Origin of the sequence: Reichenbachiella agariperforans (assembly GCF_900142205.1) — a bacterium.
GTDB classification, from domain to species: Bacteria; Bacteroidota; Bacteroidia; order Cytophagales; family Cyclobacteriaceae; genus Reichenbachiella; species Reichenbachiella agariperforans.
Genome location: NZ_FRAA01000001.1, coordinates 737,243 through 754,446, shown reverse-complemented (window position 1 = coordinate 754,446; position 17,204 = coordinate 737,243). Strand labels below are relative to the sequence as shown.

At 41.6% G+C, this 17,204-nt stretch carries 16 protein-coding genes and 1 other RNA gene; 9 read left to right on the top strand and 8 right to left on the bottom strand.

All coding sequences use genetic code 11. From position 1 onward, the window contains the following. Positions 1–186 precede the first annotated feature (186 nt). Both BUB99_RS02805 and BUB99_RS02800 read right to left on the bottom strand, forming a co-directional pair. On the bottom strand, positions 187–993 hold the full coding sequence (locus tag BUB99_RS02805) for a 3'-5' exonuclease (RefSeq protein WP_073119240.1): 807 nt from the start codon (positions 991–993) through the stop codon (positions 187–189). Positions 994–1,009: 16 nt separating this feature from the next. Next, entirely contained in the window at positions 1,010–2,368 is a 1,359-nt protein-coding gene (locus BUB99_RS02800; protein ID WP_073119238.1) for a UDP-N-acetylmuramate--L-alanine ligase, read from the bottom strand. 216 nt (positions 2,369–2,584) lie between these two features. Between BUB99_RS02800 and dnaB the strand changes: the two genes are divergently transcribed. Beyond that, positions 2,585–4,162, top strand: coding sequence for a replicative DNA helicase (gene dnaB, locus BUB99_RS02795; protein ID WP_073119236.1), 1,578 nt, complete (start codon positions 2,585–2,587; stop codon positions 4,160–4,162). Between the two features lie 262 nt (positions 4,163–4,424). On the opposite strand, the gene BUB99_RS02790 is transcribed toward dnaB, so the two are convergent. Further along, positions 4,425–5,945: an FMN-binding glutamate synthase family protein gene (locus BUB99_RS02790; protein WP_073119235.1), complete on the bottom strand. Its 1,521-nt coding sequence runs from the start codon at positions 5,943–5,945 to the stop codon at positions 4,425–4,427. A gap of 154 nt (positions 5,946–6,099) precedes the next feature. On the opposite strand from BUB99_RS02790, the gene BUB99_RS02785 reads away from it, so the two are divergent. From BUB99_RS02785 to BUB99_RS02775, 3 genes are read left to right on the top strand one after another with little or no spacing between them, the layout of a single operon-like run. Beyond that, the gene (locus tag BUB99_RS02785; RefSeq protein ID WP_073120544.1) at positions 6,100–6,657 is read left to right on the top strand and encodes an RNA polymerase sigma factor; all 558 of its coding nucleotides are present in this window, start codon (positions 6,100–6,102) and stop codon (positions 6,655–6,657) included. Beyond that, the gene (locus BUB99_RS02780) at positions 6,647–7,201 is read left to right on the top strand and encodes a hypothetical protein (RefSeq protein WP_073119233.1); all 555 of its coding nucleotides are present in this window, start codon (positions 6,647–6,649) and stop codon (positions 7,199–7,201) included. The genes BUB99_RS02785 and BUB99_RS02780 overlap by 11 nt, the downstream gene beginning before the upstream one ends. Next, entirely contained in the window at positions 7,182–8,231 is a 1,050-nt protein-coding gene (locus BUB99_RS02775) for a DUF4097 family beta strand repeat-containing protein (protein ID WP_073119232.1), read from the top strand. Before BUB99_RS02780 ends, BUB99_RS02775 begins: the two co-directional genes overlap by 20 nt. A 7-nt stretch (positions 8,232–8,238) precedes the next feature. Here the strand turns inward: BUB99_RS02775 and BUB99_RS02770 are convergent, their stop codons facing one another. The 3 genes from BUB99_RS02770 to ffs form a co-directional block, all read right to left on the bottom strand. Continuing rightward, a complete protein-coding gene (locus BUB99_RS02770; protein ID WP_073119230.1) occupies positions 8,239–8,949 on the bottom strand; it encodes a cell division ATP-binding protein FtsE in 711 nt (236 codons plus the stop codon). A 3-nt stretch (positions 8,950–8,952) separates the two neighbouring features. Continuing rightward, positions 8,953–9,156: a fructose-6-phosphate aldolase gene (locus tag BUB99_RS02765; RefSeq protein ID WP_073119228.1), complete on the bottom strand. Its 204-nt coding sequence runs from the start codon at positions 9,154–9,156 to the stop codon at positions 8,953–8,955. A gap of 34 nt (positions 9,157–9,190) precedes the next feature. Continuing rightward, an RNA gene (gene ffs, locus BUB99_RS02760) (signal recognition particle sRNA small type) lies at positions 9,191–9,288 on the bottom strand. 128 nt (positions 9,289–9,416) lie between these two features. Here ffs and BUB99_RS02755 point away from each other — a divergent pair. Then, positions 9,417–10,226, top strand: a complete 810-nt coding sequence (locus tag BUB99_RS02755; protein ID WP_073119226.1) for a hypothetical protein — start codon at positions 9,417–9,419, stop codon at positions 10,224–10,226. Positions 10,227–10,324: 98 nt separating this feature from the next. Here the strand turns inward: BUB99_RS02755 and BUB99_RS02750 are convergent, their stop codons facing one another. Then, a complete protein-coding gene (locus tag BUB99_RS02750; protein ID WP_073119224.1) occupies positions 10,325–11,224 on the bottom strand; it encodes a nucleotidyltransferase family protein in 900 nt (299 codons plus the stop codon). A 186-nt stretch (positions 11,225–11,410) separates the two neighbouring features. Here BUB99_RS02750 and BUB99_RS02745 point away from each other — a divergent pair, with 186 nt between their 5' ends. Further along, positions 11,411–11,755 (top strand): hypothetical protein, encoded by a 345-nt coding sequence (locus BUB99_RS02745; protein WP_073119222.1) that lies wholly within the window; start codon positions 11,411–11,413, stop codon positions 11,753–11,755. 25 nt (positions 11,756–11,780) lie between these two features. Beyond that, positions 11,781–12,056 (top strand): acylphosphatase, encoded by a 276-nt coding sequence (locus BUB99_RS02740; protein ID WP_119843630.1) that lies wholly within the window; start codon positions 11,781–11,783, stop codon positions 12,054–12,056. A 3-nt stretch (positions 12,057–12,059) separates the two neighbouring features. Here the strand turns inward: BUB99_RS02740 and BUB99_RS02735 are convergent, their stop codons facing one another. Then, positions 12,060–12,611 (bottom strand): DnaD domain protein, encoded by a 552-nt coding sequence (locus tag BUB99_RS02735; RefSeq protein ID WP_084190310.1) that lies wholly within the window; start codon positions 12,609–12,611, stop codon positions 12,060–12,062. Between the two features lie 239 nt (positions 12,612–12,850). On the opposite strand from BUB99_RS02735, the gene BUB99_RS02730 reads away from it, so the two are divergent. Together BUB99_RS02730 and BUB99_RS02725 are read left to right on the top strand one after the other, a co-directional pair. Next, positions 12,851–15,433, top strand: coding sequence for a TonB-dependent receptor (locus BUB99_RS02730; protein ID WP_073119219.1), 2,583 nt, complete (start codon positions 12,851–12,853; stop codon positions 15,431–15,433). 21 nt (positions 15,434–15,454) lie between these two features. Next, on the top strand, positions 15,455–17,173 hold the full coding sequence (locus BUB99_RS02725) for a choice-of-anchor J domain-containing protein (RefSeq protein ID WP_139280870.1): 1,719 nt from the start codon (positions 15,455–15,457) through the stop codon (positions 17,171–17,173). Positions 17,174–17,204: the final 31 nt, after the last annotated feature.

Below are 17,204 nucleotides of genomic sequence, written 5' to 3'. Positions count from 1 at the left end.
TCGGATATAAAGTTAGCAAATCACGCTTATCTCACCACTTTGTGGACGCGAAGTTTTATCGTTTATTCATGATTTGTATCATCTTATCAATCGTCATTCACTGATGCGATATAGGAGTTGTCGGAGTGTGACGATAATGAGAAAGAGGGAGGTGGTTTCAAAACAACTTCCCTCTTTTTGGGAATCTTACCGCGCGTTGAAACCGCGCAGTTTGATTTGTGTGAGTTTTCGTTTGGTATCTTGAGGGAAGTCGCCCTTCATCATCCAGTCATAGTAGCCTGATTCTGCACGTAGTACCTCTTCGACGGGGCGATTGCGGTGTTTACCAAAGTTGAACACTTCTACACCGTCATTGTTGAATACAAAACGGCCTGCTAGATCCACCATGTTAGACGCGGTGATGTTGTGAAGACTGTCCATATTATTTTCAACGATACCGAGTTTTTTACCTAGTGCATCTACTACCTCTTGCCCATTGTATCGTTCGACTTGTGCCTTGATGACGGCTGCTGTAGCGAGTGTGTCCGCTTCTGCACCATGTGCGCCTTCTAGCTCTTGATCGCAGTAGAACTTGTAGGCTGCGCTAAGTGTTCGCTTTTCCATCATATGAAAAATCTTTTGCGCATCCACAAACTTTCTGTTTGAGGTGTCAAAATCCACCCCCGCTCGCAAAAACTCTTCGACCAAAAGTGGTATGTCAAATTTGAGGCAATTGAAGCCTCCTAAATCTGCTCCTGCTAGGAATGCTTCGAACTCCTTGGCGACTGATTTGAAAGTTGGTGCATCTTTGACGTCTTTGTCGTAGATGCCGTGTATCAAACTGGACTCTATAGGAATGGGGATTTCAGGATTGATTCTTAGTGTTTTGATGATTTGCTCATTGTCTGGGAGGATCTTGACAATTGATATCTCCAAGATGCGGTCTTGTGAAACACTGGTGCCCGTTGTCTCCAGATCGAATATGGCCAACGGGTTCTTTAATTTTAAATTCATAATTGCTGTCTGTTGGTTAGCTCAGTAGGTTGTCTGCTAGTTCGGATAAGTTGAGGCCGCCGAAGTTGCCAGAGCTCATCATGAGCAGGTCATGATTCTTCCAGTTTTGCTTGTTTAGATAGTTTTTTAGTTCGTCACTATCTGTGAAAACCAAAAGATTTTTCTCGTTGAAAAAGGCTTTGAGTTCATCTGTACTTAAGACTGTGTCTCCTTTTGCTTCCAAAGTAGCTTTGTTGTAATAGACGATGGCCGTGTCCGCATATTTCATCTTGTCTGCGTAGTTGGGGAGATATTCTTTGTTGAGACTGCTAAAGGTGTGGAGCTCAAAACAAGCGGTGAGTTTGCGATCGGGGTGTAATTCGTTGACTGCATGCACAGTCGCTTTTACTTTGGATGGCGCATGCGCGAAATCCGAATAGATGGCAGAGCTGTCGTTGGCCTGGACCAGATTGTTTCTTTTCTCAGCTCCCTCGTAGCTTTGAATCGCTTCATAGAACTGCTGATCGGTCACGCCTAACAAGTCTAGTAGCTTTCTTGCACCTTCTAGGTTTTGCATATTGTGCTTTCCGAATACTTTGAGCGGATGCTCACCGTCCAAAATGAATTGGCCATTTTTGACTTTGTATTTCGGTGTTTTGTATGGAATCGCCCGAACGTCATCTCTTTCTTTGCTACCAATGATCATCGCCATACGATCATCCTCGCAGTACAGTAGTGAGCCAGCTTTAGGAGAGCTGTCTGCGAGTAGTTCGAACTGCTCGATGTAGCTATCTGCTGTAGGGTAGACATTGATATGATCCCATTCTGTACCACTGATGAGTGCGATATGATGATCATATTTTAAGAATTTTGGAGACTGATCTAGTGGAGATGTGAAATATTCATCCCCTTCTATAACGATAATCGGGGCATTGGATAGTTGTATGGTATTGTCTATGCCTTTGATTTTGGCACCTAGGAGGTAGTCACATGGCTTGTTGAGGTAGTTGAGTACATGCACAATCATCCCGGTGATGGTAGTTTTTCCATGGCTGCCAGCGATCACGATGCGCTGTTTGTGTTCGCTTTGTGATCTGATGAACTCAGGGTAGGATAGTATGGTGAGTCCCAAATCCTGAGCCTTTTTGAGTTCAGGATTGTCTGCTTTGGCATGCATGCCGACGATGACAGTATCCAGGTCTTTGTGGATGTTGGCTTCATCCCATCCTTCAGCAGGTAGGAGGTTGTTTTGTTGAAGATTAGATAGCGCAGGGTCATAGATTTTGTCATCTGATCCTGTGACTTTCGCACCTGATTTTTTCAAGGCTATGCCTAGGCTGCTCATGACTGCTCCGCCAATCGCGATAATGTGTATGTTGTTGAAGTTACTGTTCATGCTACTAATTCTGTGATATCCAAAAATAAGACAAATACTGAGGCGTACAAATATAAGTTTCGATTCAGTTTAGATGTCCGAGTAGATATTGATGATGAGGTAAAATTACGGCGTTAAGGTGGATAAATTGTTATTAATCGTCATAGTAAGTCAAAGATATCTAGCAAGCATTTGTGTAGGTTTGCCCGTCATAAATTAAAGGTGAAATCTCATTCGATGGATACAAAAGGGTCAGAGGCTGCAACAGGGAATAGAAGCAATACAGGTCGTGGTGCTAAGCGTACAAAAAATGGAATCCATGAACTATCGGTTCAGTTAGGGAAGGTGCCGCCACAGGCTGTTGACTTAGAGGAGACGGTACTGGGTGCGCTCATGCTGGAGAAGGATGCGCTGACGGCAGTTATTGATATTCTCAAGCCTGAGAGTTTCTACAAAGAGGCGCATACACATATCTATGAAGCCATCGTGCAGCTGTTTAATAAGTCTGAGCCTGTAGATCTGATGACAGTCACGGCACAGCTCCGAAAAAACGGAACTTTGGAGATCGCAGGGGGAGCCTATCAATTGGCCGAACTCACTACTAGAGTCAACTCTGCTGCGAATATCGAATATCATGCTCGTATCATTACCGAGCAATCCATCAAACGTGAGCTAATTCGGATTTCTTCTCAAATCCAGACGGATGCTTTCGAGGATACACAGGATGTATTTGAGCTGCTGGATAAGACTGAGCAGTCCTTATTTGAGATTTCAGAATCCCATATCAAAAAGAACTATGCGGGCATGCAGCAGTTGATGCATGATGCGATCCTCGAGATCGAAGCGCGAAAGGATCAGAAGGATGGACTCACGGGAGTACCTACAGGAATGTCTGATCTAGATCGTGTTACGGCTGGGTGGCAGCCTTCGGATTTGGTGATTATCGCAGCACGTCCTGGTATGGGCAAGACCGCATTTGTGGTGTCGTGTATGCGAAATGCTGCTGTAGATTTTGGTGAAGCTGTAGCGATATTCTCACTGGAGATGTCGGCAATTCAGCTCGTCAATCGTCTCATCTCTGCTGAGGCAGAACTCGAAAGTGATAAAATTAAGAAAGGAAATCTCGCCGATCATGAGTGGGAGCAACTCGTTCATAAAACAGCTAAACTGACCGAGGCACCTATATTTATCGATGATACACCGGGGCTTAGTATATTGGAGTTGAGGGCAAAATGTAGAAGGTTAAAAGCCCAGCATGATATCAAACTCGTGGTGATTGACTATTTGCAGTTGATGTCTGGTGATACCTCCAAGAGTGGTGGTGGCGGAGGTAACCGTGAACAGGAGATAGCATCTATTTCTAGGGCACTCAAAGGGATCGCTAAAGAATTGAATGTACCTGTGCTTGCCCTCTCTCAGCTGAGTAGAGCGGTGGAGACTAGAGGAGGAGATAAACGTCCAATGCTATCGGATCTGAGAGAATCTGGATCTATCGAGCAGGATGCTGATATGGTGATGTTCCTGTACCGTCCGGAGTACTACGATATCACTGAGGATGAGGATGGATTACCTACCGCAGGCACGGGAGAGGTTATCATCGCCAAACACAGAAATGGTTCACTAGAGAATGTAAAACTGAAATTTATCGGTCGTTTTACCAAGTTTGCCAACCTTGATGGTAATCTGATGGGAGGAGACTATGGCGGAGGATTTCCTTCGGATGGAGCTGCCAGTTTTGATTCATCACCGAGCACCATGACTTTTCAGTCCAAGGCCAACGATGATGAGTCTTCTGATGATTCCGCTCCTTTCTAATTGCCTCTAGCAAATCGAGATTGTTTCTCGAAAGGGTTAAAGGTTAGTACGTTTTTTTGACATCCAAGAAAGCTAAGGAATAGTATATAGACCAAGAAGCTAAGGATGAATTTGATGGGTTTTTTTACTGATTTCATAAGAAATATTATTGCTGATTGATCTGTACTTGCACATCTCGTGCCAATCTGTACACGCAGTAATTTCTTTCTTTCAATGCTGCCATCAGTCCTGTTATGAACTGATGGCTCAAAGTTAAAGCAACTTAGGCGAACTCACCAGCCTTGACTTGTGGATATATTTCTGCGTAGGTCATGATCTTATCTTCACTGACCCTACGATAGACATGGTGGCGTTTGATTTTATTGGCTGATTTAATGCCTGTAGCTCCCATGAACTCCACGAAACTGTGAACAGTTTCGTTATGAAATTTGGCGACTCGATTGATCTTGTCAGGTACGTCAAGCCCTTGGATGAGGTCTTTCTTTTGTGTGGCAATACCCGTTGGGCAATTGTTGCTGTGGCATTCTAGTGCTTGGATGCAGCCTAGTGAGAGCATCATGCCACGAGCACTGTAGCAGGCATCTGCGCCCAATGCAAAGAGCCTGAACATGTGGAAACCCGTTAGGATCTTTCCAGAGGCAAAGAGTTTGATGTCCTTTCGTAGGCCATATCCGCGGAGTGTGTCGTTTACGAAAGCTAGTCCGTCTTTGAGTGGCATACCGATGCTGTTGGAGAATTCTAGTGGTGCAGCACCCGTTCCTCCTTCTCCACCATCTACGGTGATAAAGTCAGGCTTGACACCTGTCTGCTGCATCGCGATACAGAGGTCAATGAATTCCAGTTTGTTTCCAATGCATAGTTTGAAACCTATCGGTTTTCCATCAGCGAGTTCTCTTAATTGTTTGATGAATTCCATCATCTCTAACGGGGTGGAGTAAGATTTGTGTCCTGGAGGAGAGTCTACACGTGTGTGAACTTCCACGCCACGTATCGCAGCGATTTCAGGCGTGTTTTTTTCTGCGGGGAGTATACCTCCGTGTCCTGGTTTTGCACCTTGAGAGACTTTTAATTCTATCATCTTGACAGATGCTAGGGCTGCTTTTTCCTTGTATAGTTCTGGGCTGAACGTACCATCGGCGTTTCTACATCCGAAATAACCCGTCCCAATTTGCCATATCAAATCGCCTCCATGTTTGAGATGGTGAGGGCTAATGCTACCTTCTCCCGTATTGTGTGCAAAGCCGCCTTTCTGTGCACCGCCATTGAGTGCCAAAATGGCTCTGTTACTTAGCGAGCCAAAGCTCATCGCTGATACATTGAATATACTGGCACTATAGGGTTGTGTGCAGTCAGGTCCACCGACTAGAGTACGTGGGTGTGGATCTAAATCTTTGTGATCCAAAGGCATGATGGAGTGGTTGGCCCATTCATACCCGACGCTATAGACATCTAGTTTGGTTCCAAAAGGATTGGTGGATAATGCGCCTTTGGCGCGCTGGTAGACTATGGATCTGTACATACGGTTGATTGGAGTGCCGTCAGTCTCAGATTCAATAAAGTATTGATAGATTTTTGGACGCAAATCCTCCATGATATATCGTGCAACTCCGAGTACAGGGAAGTTTCTTCGTAGCGTGTGTTTCTTTTGGAATAAATCGGAAATGCCAAGTAGAATAACCGGTAGGACGAGAACCAATATCCAAAGTGTATTGATGTAGTAGTAAGCGCCAATACCTATGGCGACTAGAGTTAGGAATGATACTGCGATGAATTTATTTCTCATGGTGTCTAGCAATAAGGTTTGATGTCTCTCAAATTAGTATAAAATTACCTCACTACGTAATTTCATTAAAATTGGGAGAGAAATAATATTTTTATCAAAATGAATGCAACCCTTCTTTTAATTGGTAGTCATTGGTGTAGAATTTCGAAACTTTTTGGAGCAAGTAACTAATCATAAGGATATCCATTTTGAACTGGTGGAGGCAGTAAGACGGCAAGATCGAACGGCGCAGTTCGAGCTATACCAGCTATATGCTAAGGCTATGTTGAATACGAGCTACAGGATCGTCTATGATCAGATGGAGGCTGAGGATGTGGTGCAAGAGGCTTTTGTCAAGGCATTTGGTAGCATAGATCAGTTTCGGGGAGATGCCTCATTTGGTTCTTGGTTGAAACGCATAGTCATCAACGGGGCACTGAATGTATTAAAACGGCGAAAGGAACTCATGGATATCAATGATCAAAATGAGGAGGAATGGATCGAAGAGCCTGTGAGTTACGATACGTTGGAAGTGAATCAGGTCAAAGCAGCTGTAGCGGAGTTGCCAGATGGGTTTCGTATTGTGTTTACACTCTATATGTTCGAGGGATATGATCACAAAGAAGTAGCATCGATTCTGAATATTACTGAGTCTACGAGTAAATCGCAGTTGAATCGCGCAAAAGTTAAGCTACGTGAATTGCTCAAAAATATGTATAACTATGAAAGATAAGCTAGAAGATTTTATTCGAGAGCAACGCGACGAGTTTGATGACTTGGAGCCGAGTGAGGCTTTATGGAGAGGGATAGCGGGTAAACTGGATGGTTCTGAGATTAAGTCAAAGCAGTCTGACCGCTATATGTGGCTTTGGAAAGTCGCAGCGGTGGTATTCGTCTGTCTGAGCATAGGGTTGCTGTCTGAACGTTATTGGACAAGTGGTGTTTCAGAGGAGATAGTAGCGGTGGAAGAGGAACCGTCAGAGGATATTGAGCGTGTCGAGCGTTACTATTCACAACTCATCGCTGAGCGCCGAGCAGAAATAATAATAGTCATGAAGCAGACTGATATAGTTGATGATCAATTGCTGCATGATTTGGATGATTTGGATCAGATGTACCAAGAACTGAAAATGGATCTGGCACAGAATCAGAATAATGAAAAAGTGATCAATGCGATGATTCGCAACCTTCAGCTGAGAGTCGAAATTCTAAATAAGCAATTGAAGATTTTGGATCAATTAATCAAATACGAAGAAAATGAAGCAATTAATATATAATACATTTTTTGGTCTATTACTCACTGTAATAGTGCTGCCAGTGATGGCCAAAAGTAATGTTGAGAAAAAGAAAAGTGTACACAAAGTGTATGAGGTCAAGTCATTTGTGCAACTCAAAATCGAGAACAGTTTTGGTAGAGTTCATATCAATACGACCGAGGGACAAGAGATCGATGTATTGGTAGAGGTGATTGCTAGACGCAAGACAGACGAACGTGCGATGGAACTCCTCGATAGGATCAACGTGGACATCTCCGAGAGTGGTAGCGTTATAGCGTTCAAAACAGATATAGAAGGGAATATTAACAATCGAAACAATGAGGATTTTGAAATAAATTATACAGTGAGTATGCCTAAGGTGAACCCTCTCGATCTTAAAAATAGTTTTGGTGATGCATATCTGGCGAATCTCGATGGTGATGCGAAATTGCGTATCTCTTATGGTAATATCAAAGCTGAGCGACTCAATGGTGAAAGTGATATAAAAGTATCATTTGGAGAAGGAAATTTTGAATATGTCAAAACAGGTAATATAGAGGTAAAGTATTCAGAAGTAAATTTCGAACAACTAGGGATTGTGAAATTTGAGCAAGGGTTTAGTGAGGTGGGAATAGGCCGTGTGAAGACGATGGAATTGGTGAGTAAGTATGGTCAGCTCGAGATCGATCAAGTAAATGGTATTAAGGGCTATATAGGGTATTCCGATCTGCGAGTGGGTTATGTAGGGATAGAACTGGATATGGAGGCCGCTTATGTGCCAAGTTTCCAAATAGAAAAGATTGCTAAGAGCTTCAAGAAAGTAAATGTACAGAGTAAATTTAGTAGTATAGAACTGGAGTTCGAGGAGGGAGCTAATGGTAGTTTTGAGGCTTTCGTCAAGTATGGAGATATAGACTATTCCAACGCACTGATTTCTCTCAATTATAGAAATAACTCAGATAATAAGGCTGAGTATCGTGGTAAAATAGGGAATGGAAAAGGGGGAGTGGTGACGCTATCCAACAGCTATGGAAATATAGAAGTAGACTAAGGGGGGACTAATAATGTCCGCTAAGTTCGAACTCATGCTCAGCAGAGTCGAGTAGTTTTCCTTCGTCACACTTCAACACACGAGCAGGGTGATCTTCGATGAATTTGTGATTGTGAGTAGCCATGAGGACAGATGTTCCACTTCGGTTTATTTCCTTGAATAGACCGAATATACCGCTAGATACTTCTGGGTCTAGGTTTCCGGTAGGCTCATCCGCAAATAGGATCAAGGGTTCGTTGATCAGGGCTCTGGCGATTACTACCCGTTGTTGTTCTCCTCCTGATAGCTGGTGAGGCATTTTTTCTGCCGCAGCACCGAGACCGACCCGCATCAAAACTTCAGCCAGCCTACCTTTCATTTTTGTTCTGTCTTTCCATCCAGTGGCCCTCATGACGAAAGTTAGATTCTCAGTAACTGTACGATCTGGAAACAACTGGAAGTCCTGGAAGATAATGCCGATTTTTCGACGGAGATAGGGGATGTTTTTACTCTTGATTTTGGTCAAGTCATACCCTGCTACTTCGATGGCTCCTTTGTGGAAAGCAAGGTCAGCATAGAGGGTTTTGAGTAGAGATGACTTACCACTACCTGTTCGTCCGATTAGGTACACAAATTCCCCTTTTTCTATTTTGAAACTAATGTCGCTGAGCACGGTGTGGCTTTCTTGATAAATGTCGGTTTCACTGACTTCTACAACTGGGCGACTATTGAGTTCCATGCATTAGATGTTTAAAGGTTGAATCTTTCCGAAGGGGAGGTGTTCGATGATTTTCTGTAATTCGTTTTCCTTACCTTCTAGTCCGTATTTCTCTAATTTTTTGAGTGGACGATCTGCACGAAAATAGGCAATTAGTACAAAATCATCATCTCTCAGTTGGATATAATCTGGGATTTTTGCTTTGCCTTTGATTTTGATGATGTGCATTTCAGAAGGAAGGGGTGTAATCTGAAAGAAAAGAAAAATGGCAAACCAACATCGCACCGCTACGACTATCTACCCTTGCTGCCTTCCGGCCCTGGGGGAGTTCGACAGGAGCTGGTCGTATCGATTTGCCGCTGCAAAACTAGTCGAGTTTTTTCAGTTTACTAATATTCTAGAGAAAAAATATAAAATAGTACGAAGACTGGAAACCTATTCGTTGGAGAGATGTCTTTACCCTGATTTTAGCCAAAAAAATCTATCTAATGAAAAATTATTATTCCGTAGCAACGCTTGCTCTTTTAGTCTTTTTATCTTTTCCTGTTTTTGCTTTTCAGCAAATCACTACTGATACAGTAGCGGTAGAAGAACCTCTGCCTGATGCCGTGGTGGTATCTGTGGACACTTTGAACCGAGACTCGAGCAAGCAGGACGCTATAGTAGTCAAGTACTATCAAGCAGTGGATCCTCAGCCTCAGCCAGTAAGTGAACCCGAACCACAACCTGCAAAACCAAAAGAGAAAAAACATAGTGATATCAGAACCATATCTGGATCAGGACATCATGGAGGTGGATATGGAGCATTGGGGATCAAAATATCTTCGTTCAACGACGAGTCACTCACCATGGCAGGTGCTCGCGGAGCTTGGGTGATCAATCGTGCGTTGGCATTCGGAGTGGATCTTTGGGGAGTGATTCCGACCAATGAATATGATGATCTGCCTAGTTTGGCTATGGATGATCTGTCTTTGTTAGGTGGCTATGGAGGTTTTCTCTTAGAACCTATTCTGTTCTCTAATCAGGTCATTCATTTGACATTTCCTGTGTCAGCGGGAGCAGGTTGGCTCGGGTATGTGCCTAGTGTCTATAGTGGAGAGAGTTCAGAGATTGTCGATCAGGATGTGTTTTGGTATGTAGAGCCTGGAGCTGCTGTAGAGTTAAACTTGGCCAGATGTTTTAGACTCAATTTTGCAGTATCCAAGCGTTTTACGCAGGACTTGAGATTGATAGGTACTGCCAATGATGAGTTCGACGAGTTGAATTATACTTTGACTATGAAAATCGGGCGGTTTTAACCGCTTCGCTCGCACGACCTTTCGTCAATAGAAAAAATAGAATGGTTATCTACCCTCATCAGTATAGAAATTCTGAAAGAATAGATAACCATTTTTTATTACCCCCAAAGTGGAGAAGGGTAGTAGCCTTCTTTGACATACTGTTGGATGGATGATGCAGCAAAATCTTTATCCTCTTTGTAGGTCACACCAAACCATTTGGCTGATGAGTGCAGTACGGACACTTCTATCATTCCTTTTTTGATCATCTGATCGATGACAGTAGGAATCTGAAACTCATCTTTGGTGAGGTCATTGGTCTCATGCAGGAAGGTCTCAAATTGGTTTTTCATTTCTTCAAATAGATTGTTTTGAAATCCCCAGAAGTTCATAGAAGCCAAGCCTTCGGTGATTTCGAATTCTGAACCGTCCTCAGCTTGCGCGACTATTTTTCCGTCTTTTTCATGTATCCCATGGGTTTCTTTGATTGAGGCCAGTTTGCCTTCTTGGTCACTGATGGAGATGCCTCGCGATACTGTGCCATTAAGCGATAGCGTGTTGTGTAGGTCATAACCTACCATGCTGTACTGTTGATTTTCTTGATGAGTCTGGAGGAACTCAGCCATGGTTTTGAAAGCATCTGCACCATAGTAGTCGTCCGCATTGATCATCGCAAAATTCCCTTTGATATAATCACCAGCACTCATGATCGCATGTGCAGTTCCCCATGGTTTGGTACGGGCAGATTGCACATGGTGTGGAATCATGTCTATGTATAAGTCTTGATAGGCATAGGAAATACGTGTTTGGAGGTCGGGTATGTTTTCTATCAAGTTCATGGTTTCTTGTTCCACATCCTTGTTGATGACCAGTACGACTTGGTCAAACCCATTGTTGAGGGCGTCATAGATGCTATACTCCATGATCGTCTCTCCACTTGGCCCCATAGGGGTGACTTGCTTAGCTCCGCCAAATCTACTGCCTCTACCGGCAGCCAGTATCAATAGTGTAGGTTTCATGTATTAAGTAGTGTGTTAGAGTTTGAAGATTGAGTAGGCAAGTATAGTGTGTTTGGGAATAAAGAGAAATGGATCGTTAGTATAAGGTAGAGTGTCTGTCATTAGCCTTACTTCCAAAACCTAAATGAGAGAGCCGTGAGAATAGGTCTAATTTTTGTTACTTTGCTGGGATAAAAACTACAGGATATGCGTTTACTGATTTCGACTGGAATAGTGTTGCTGCTCTTAATGTCAATGGAGGCGAAAGCCCAAACGTCACGTGACTCAGAGGATAACTCTAGGTCATCGTCCGAGGCTCAGTTCTCTAACCGAAAGAAGGCTTCCAAAAAAGCTTTTAGGAGAAGAGAGGATCAAGCACTCGAAGAGTACGAGGAGCTGATGAAGAAGAACAGAAAGAAGTATAAGAAACAAGCCAAAGAAATGGAGAAGCCTCAGTATTCTGACCCTTCTTACTTTGGGCATAAAAGACCACCCAAAAAGCGGCCTATCGGAAAAAGAAAAATGTGCAAGGAATGTGGGATCGTCCATTGATTACAGATAGTAAACAGTTATGGTTATGCAAATAGGTAAATCAATCCTCGTATCTGGCAAAGTTCAGGGGGTGTTTTTTAGAGCTTCCACTTTAGAAGTCGCAATCTCTCTAGGTATTAGGGGGTGGGTTAAAAACCTGGCTGATGGTCGTGTAGAGATCGAGGCACATGGGGAAGACTCTTCAATAGAGCAGTTGGTTGCGTGGTGTGATACAGGATCCGACTTGGCAGAAGTAAACGAAGTATTGACCAAGCAGATTGCCTATGATCCTTCTTACAACGGTTTTGAGATTATATACTGAGGTTTAAGAAGCCTTCTTTAGTTTCTTCTGATAAACCACTACTTTTTTCACGCCTTTTCTCGTCAATATTTTGATTTCAAAGTGATCATTGATGATTGCCTTAATGGCGTTTCTAACAAAGGTTAGATTTCTACTGCCATCATTGAATACGGTCAGTTGTAGTATAGCTTTGACGAATGAGGGGTTATAGGTTAAATCATCTATCCAGCTTAGTAGCGTCTCTGTCCACTCGGTAGCATATTTCTCTTCCTGACTAGTTCCATCCCAGATGATCTCCAATTGGTTGTCACAGTTCTTATATCTATAGGTGACACAGAGGTTGTCGTAGATTCCTTTGATTTCTGTCGTGTTGTGATAGTTGTAGTCGATGATCTTTTGGAAAGTGTCGTCTACTAATCCTAGAGGGTTGAACAGTGCCCCATACTTCTCGATAGTTTTCTTGATGATCAAGTTCGCCAACTCGTCAAAGTGCACTTCTTGAGCAGCTTTTAGAATGACATTCTTATCTTTTTCGAAGCTTTGTTGGAGGAGTTCGTCTGTTATGATGTAATACACTTTTTGATCAACTGTTTAGCGTCCCAAAAATACACATACCCTAGACGAATTAAAAGTTAAGTACTTGTTAATTGTTAGAGAGAGAATGTTAACAAGTACTTAATCTAGTGGTTGCGTTTTATCAGGTTAGTGTCTGTAAAATTGCGGTCAAGTGTGATTAGGGCTTAAATGTGATCAATCAGCGAAAGAGAAAGTGCTAAATTGCGGACAATTAAACTATTTACAACTATTCAAAAATTATGAGGAAAACACTTTTACTACTTTTATGTTTATCGTCCATGACAGCTTGGGCTCAAACAGGGGGCATTAAGGGCCAGATGATAGACAAGGAATCAGGCGAAGCATTGATAGGTGCTACGGTCACGATTCAAGGTACCAGTATTGGTGCTGTAGCAGATGTTGAAGGGAACTACGTTCTAAACAATTTAGATTACGGTACTTACACTTTGCTGTTCAACTTTGTGGGGTATACAGAGCAGACGAAAACGATTGAGCTGAACAGTTCATCATTGACAATCGATCCAGTAGAACTTAAATCTTCTTCTGTTGGATTGGAAGAAGTAATGGTTCTTGCATCTGTAGCTGTTGATAGAAAAACTCCTGTAGCTGTTTCTAGATTATCTTCATTGCAAATAGAAGAGACCGCCAGTAATCAAGAGTTCCCTGAGTTGCTAAAGTCTACTCCAGGAGTTTATGCTACAAAGCAAGGGGGTGGATTTGGAGATGCAAGGATTAATATCCGAGGGTTTGAATCGGAGAACGTTGCGGTTATGATTAACGGTATTCCTGTTAATGATATGGAAAATGGAGCCGTTTATTGGTCTAACTGGGCAGGTTTAACGGCAGTGGCTAGTGATGTACAAGTACAAAGAGGTCTAGGGGCTTCAAAGGTAGCTGTGCCATCTATTGGTGGAACAATCAATATTGTCACTAAAGCTGCTGATACTGAGGCAGGAGGAACACTGACCGTTGGTATCGGTAATAATGGGTATGAAACTATCGGATTATCAGTTTCTACAGGCTTAATGGATAATGGATGGGCATCTACTATTTATGCCTCTAAGACAACAGGTGAAGGTTGGGCTACAGGATTGCAATTCGAAGCATACAACTACTTTTTCAACCTTAGTAAAATGATTGGTAAAAATCACACGATTAGTTTAACTGGGTTTGGTGCTCCTCAAACACATGGTCAAAGATCTACCAAACAAAAGATAGATGAATGGAAATCAAATCCTGAAGGACTAAAGTATAATGCTGATTGGGGGTATTTGAATGGAGAGGTTTATAATAGAAGTTACAATTATTATCATAAACCACAATTTTCATTGAATCATTATTGGACAATAAATGAGACTTCTGAATTATCGACTTCTGTGTATGCCTCGTATGGTGTCGGTGGAGGACGTAGAGATGGTGGAGATGCTGTTGATATCGTAAATGGTCAGTATGACTATAACTCTGCCTTTGCCGCAAATGTTAATGGAGATGGTGAAGCTGGTAGCTATATAGCATCTTCAGTAAACAACCATAAATGGTACGGCTTGTTAAGTACTTATACTAAAGAAGTGAATCAGAATTTAGACTTGATGGCAGGTATCGATCTGCGTCAATATACTGGTATTCATTATTATGAAGTAACTGATTTGTTAGGTGCAGAATATGTGTTGTCAGATGATAACTTGACAGGAGAGGAAACTGCAATATCTACAGGGGGGAAATATAATAAGAATTATGAAGGTTTAGTTGGATGGCAGGGTGTGTTCGTCCAGGGAGAATATGAACTGAATAAATTGACTGCTTTTGTTAATGCATCATTATCCAATACGTCTTATGCGCATGATGAGATGATGTATACTGATAAGAAATCAGATAGTTACAATTTTATTGGTTACCAAGTGAAAGGTGGAGCTAATTTCAATTTGACAGATCACCATAATGTATTTGGTAACTTGGGTTATTTCTCAAAGGCACCAATTTTTGATGCAGTATTTAATAGCGAAAGAAGTAATGACATTAGTACTATTAATGAAGATGCTGAAAATGAAAAAGTATTGAGTTATGAGATTGGCTATGGTTATAGAAGTGAGCAGTTGAATGTCAATGTGAACCTTTATAGAACCTCTTGGTTGGATAAAGCCTATACATCTTCAGTTCCATTGTATGATTTAGATGAAAATGGAGACGAGGTTCCAGTAGGAGATGGTGAAACAACTGTCTTGGGATATGCTAATATCTTGGGTGTAGATGCTCTTCACCAAGGTATAGAAGTTGATTTTCGTTATCAGCCTACCCCAAGATTAGAAATCAGAGGTATGGCTTCATTAGGTGATTGGGTTTGGGCAAGTGATGTCGATTCTACAATCGTTAGAGATCAAAATACAGGTGATATTGTTGAAGGTGCTTCTGTTAGTGGTTTATTTATTAAAGATCTGAAAGTTGGAAACTCTGCTCAAACTACTTTTTCTGGTAATCTTAGTTATGAGCTGATCAAGTCATTGAAATTCGGTGTTGCTTATAACTATTTCGGTAATCTATATTCTGACTACAGTATTACGTCTAGAACAAATAGTATTACTGATGGTAACGGAGATATTGTTCAATCTTGGAAAGCCCCTGATTATTCAACTGTTGACTTGAACTTAGTTTACTCTTTTAAAGTCGGCGATAAAATTGATGCTAAAGTGATTGGTAATGTGAATAACCTATTAGACACAGAATATATTTCTGATGCAAGCGATAGTAATCAGCAGGCATCGGGGGCGACTGTATTCTATGGTTTAGGAAGAACATGGACTGCTACGCTTAAGTTTAATTTTTAATTGATATAAAGAACTTTAGTAATGAAAAACATATATAAAATTTTTGTATTCCTTATCTCAATTGCATGCTTCTCTTGTGATCCAATGGAAGATACCTACAATGAGTTAGGAATTGAAGAAGGAGAGTTGGTTTTAGAGAAAACCGTTGCTTATACGCTGGATGATTCTGATTATGAGTATTTCGAATCAAAACCAGATAAAGACTCTTTGGTAGCTACTAATCTTTTGTTTGAAGATATCGAGCAAGCAGGAAGATTGATCCCTGAGATACTAGCTTCAGAATTTGTGTATTTAGCAAAGGGATCTGTTGCAGAAGTAACTTTTGAAGTTGAAGGAGGTCAAAGCGAGGTAAGTAGTTATACAGGAGCTGAGACACTTTGGATTGGTAGTGAGGAATTAGAAGTTGTTAGTGAAGAGGCTGCTGTTGCAGGTTTTTTATCACCAGCGTATGATTTAGATGAAAGCCTTGTATCGATTCTTGAAAATGAAGTTCAAGATCCGTCTGAAGGTGATGTGTATGCAGTGAGTTACAGTTATGCAGGACAAGATCCAATCGTCGATTTGGATGCAGCAGGTTTAAATACTATTTATTCAGAAGGGTTCGCTGATAATATAGATGCATTTAATGCCATATCATTATTAAATGATGACTTGGTATGGGAATATAACACCTTTTTCAATGGATGTGCTATTATGTCCGCATATAGCGGAAGTACACAAGAAGTTAATGATTGGTTGATCTCTCCTGCCATAGATCTCTCAGGGGTCACTGGTAGCGAACTTCAATTTCATCAAGTGATTAACTATTTAGGAACAGGTATTGATCCTGCTTCTGTACTAGGCGTGAAAATTTCAACTGATTTTGATGGAGCGGACGTTGCATCTGCAACATGGACAGACTTAGTCGTTGATGTTTGGCCTGCAGGAAATAGCTGGTCCGAAGAAGTTTGGTCTACTATCGATATTTCGACATATGATGAGAGTACTGTGTATGTTGCTTTTGTCTATGACAATACAACAGTATTAGATGACCCTTCTTGGGAAGTCGGTGAAGTGCTAGTTGAAGGGACTACTAGCGCTACTGTAGAGGTAGTCGAGGAGCCAGTTAGCTATACAAGCTACTATACGTACTCAGGAGGATCATGGAGTTTAAATGAAGGAGTTTATTCATTGACTTCAGTTGATTATAATTCTATGGGAGAGGCGAGTGGACAACCTGGTAGATACGATAACTTTGATTCTGGTACTCATCCTGATAATTATTTGCCAACTTATTTAGCGTCAAAATATCCATATGCTCAAGACATGGATGAAATTATCATTATGTACAAGTACTATAGTGGATCTACTAATGTACGTGGAGATTATTACATCTATCAAGATGGTGCATGGGGACGCATAGAGGAGAGTCTTAAATTCGGTTTAGTAGATGAGTGGGTAGTAGACCCAACTATCAAACATGAATTTAGTGATGCTGATTATATCTCTATGGCAGCATTATGGGAAGATAGAAACTCAGAAGGTGCAGCGAGTATGAATAGCTATAAAAACTTTGATTTAAGTCTGTGGTCTAATGACCAGATTATAGAGGCGGTAATCGAGTATACGCTTGTTTTGTATCCTAACCCTGATGTTGATCAACCATTTTTGATGACTTATCATACTTGGGAACCAGGTGATGGTGAGTACGATGTTAGGTTTGTTTATGATGGTACTACTTTAGTAGAAGTAGCTGAGTAAAGAATAAATAATGAAAACCATAAAAGACTGC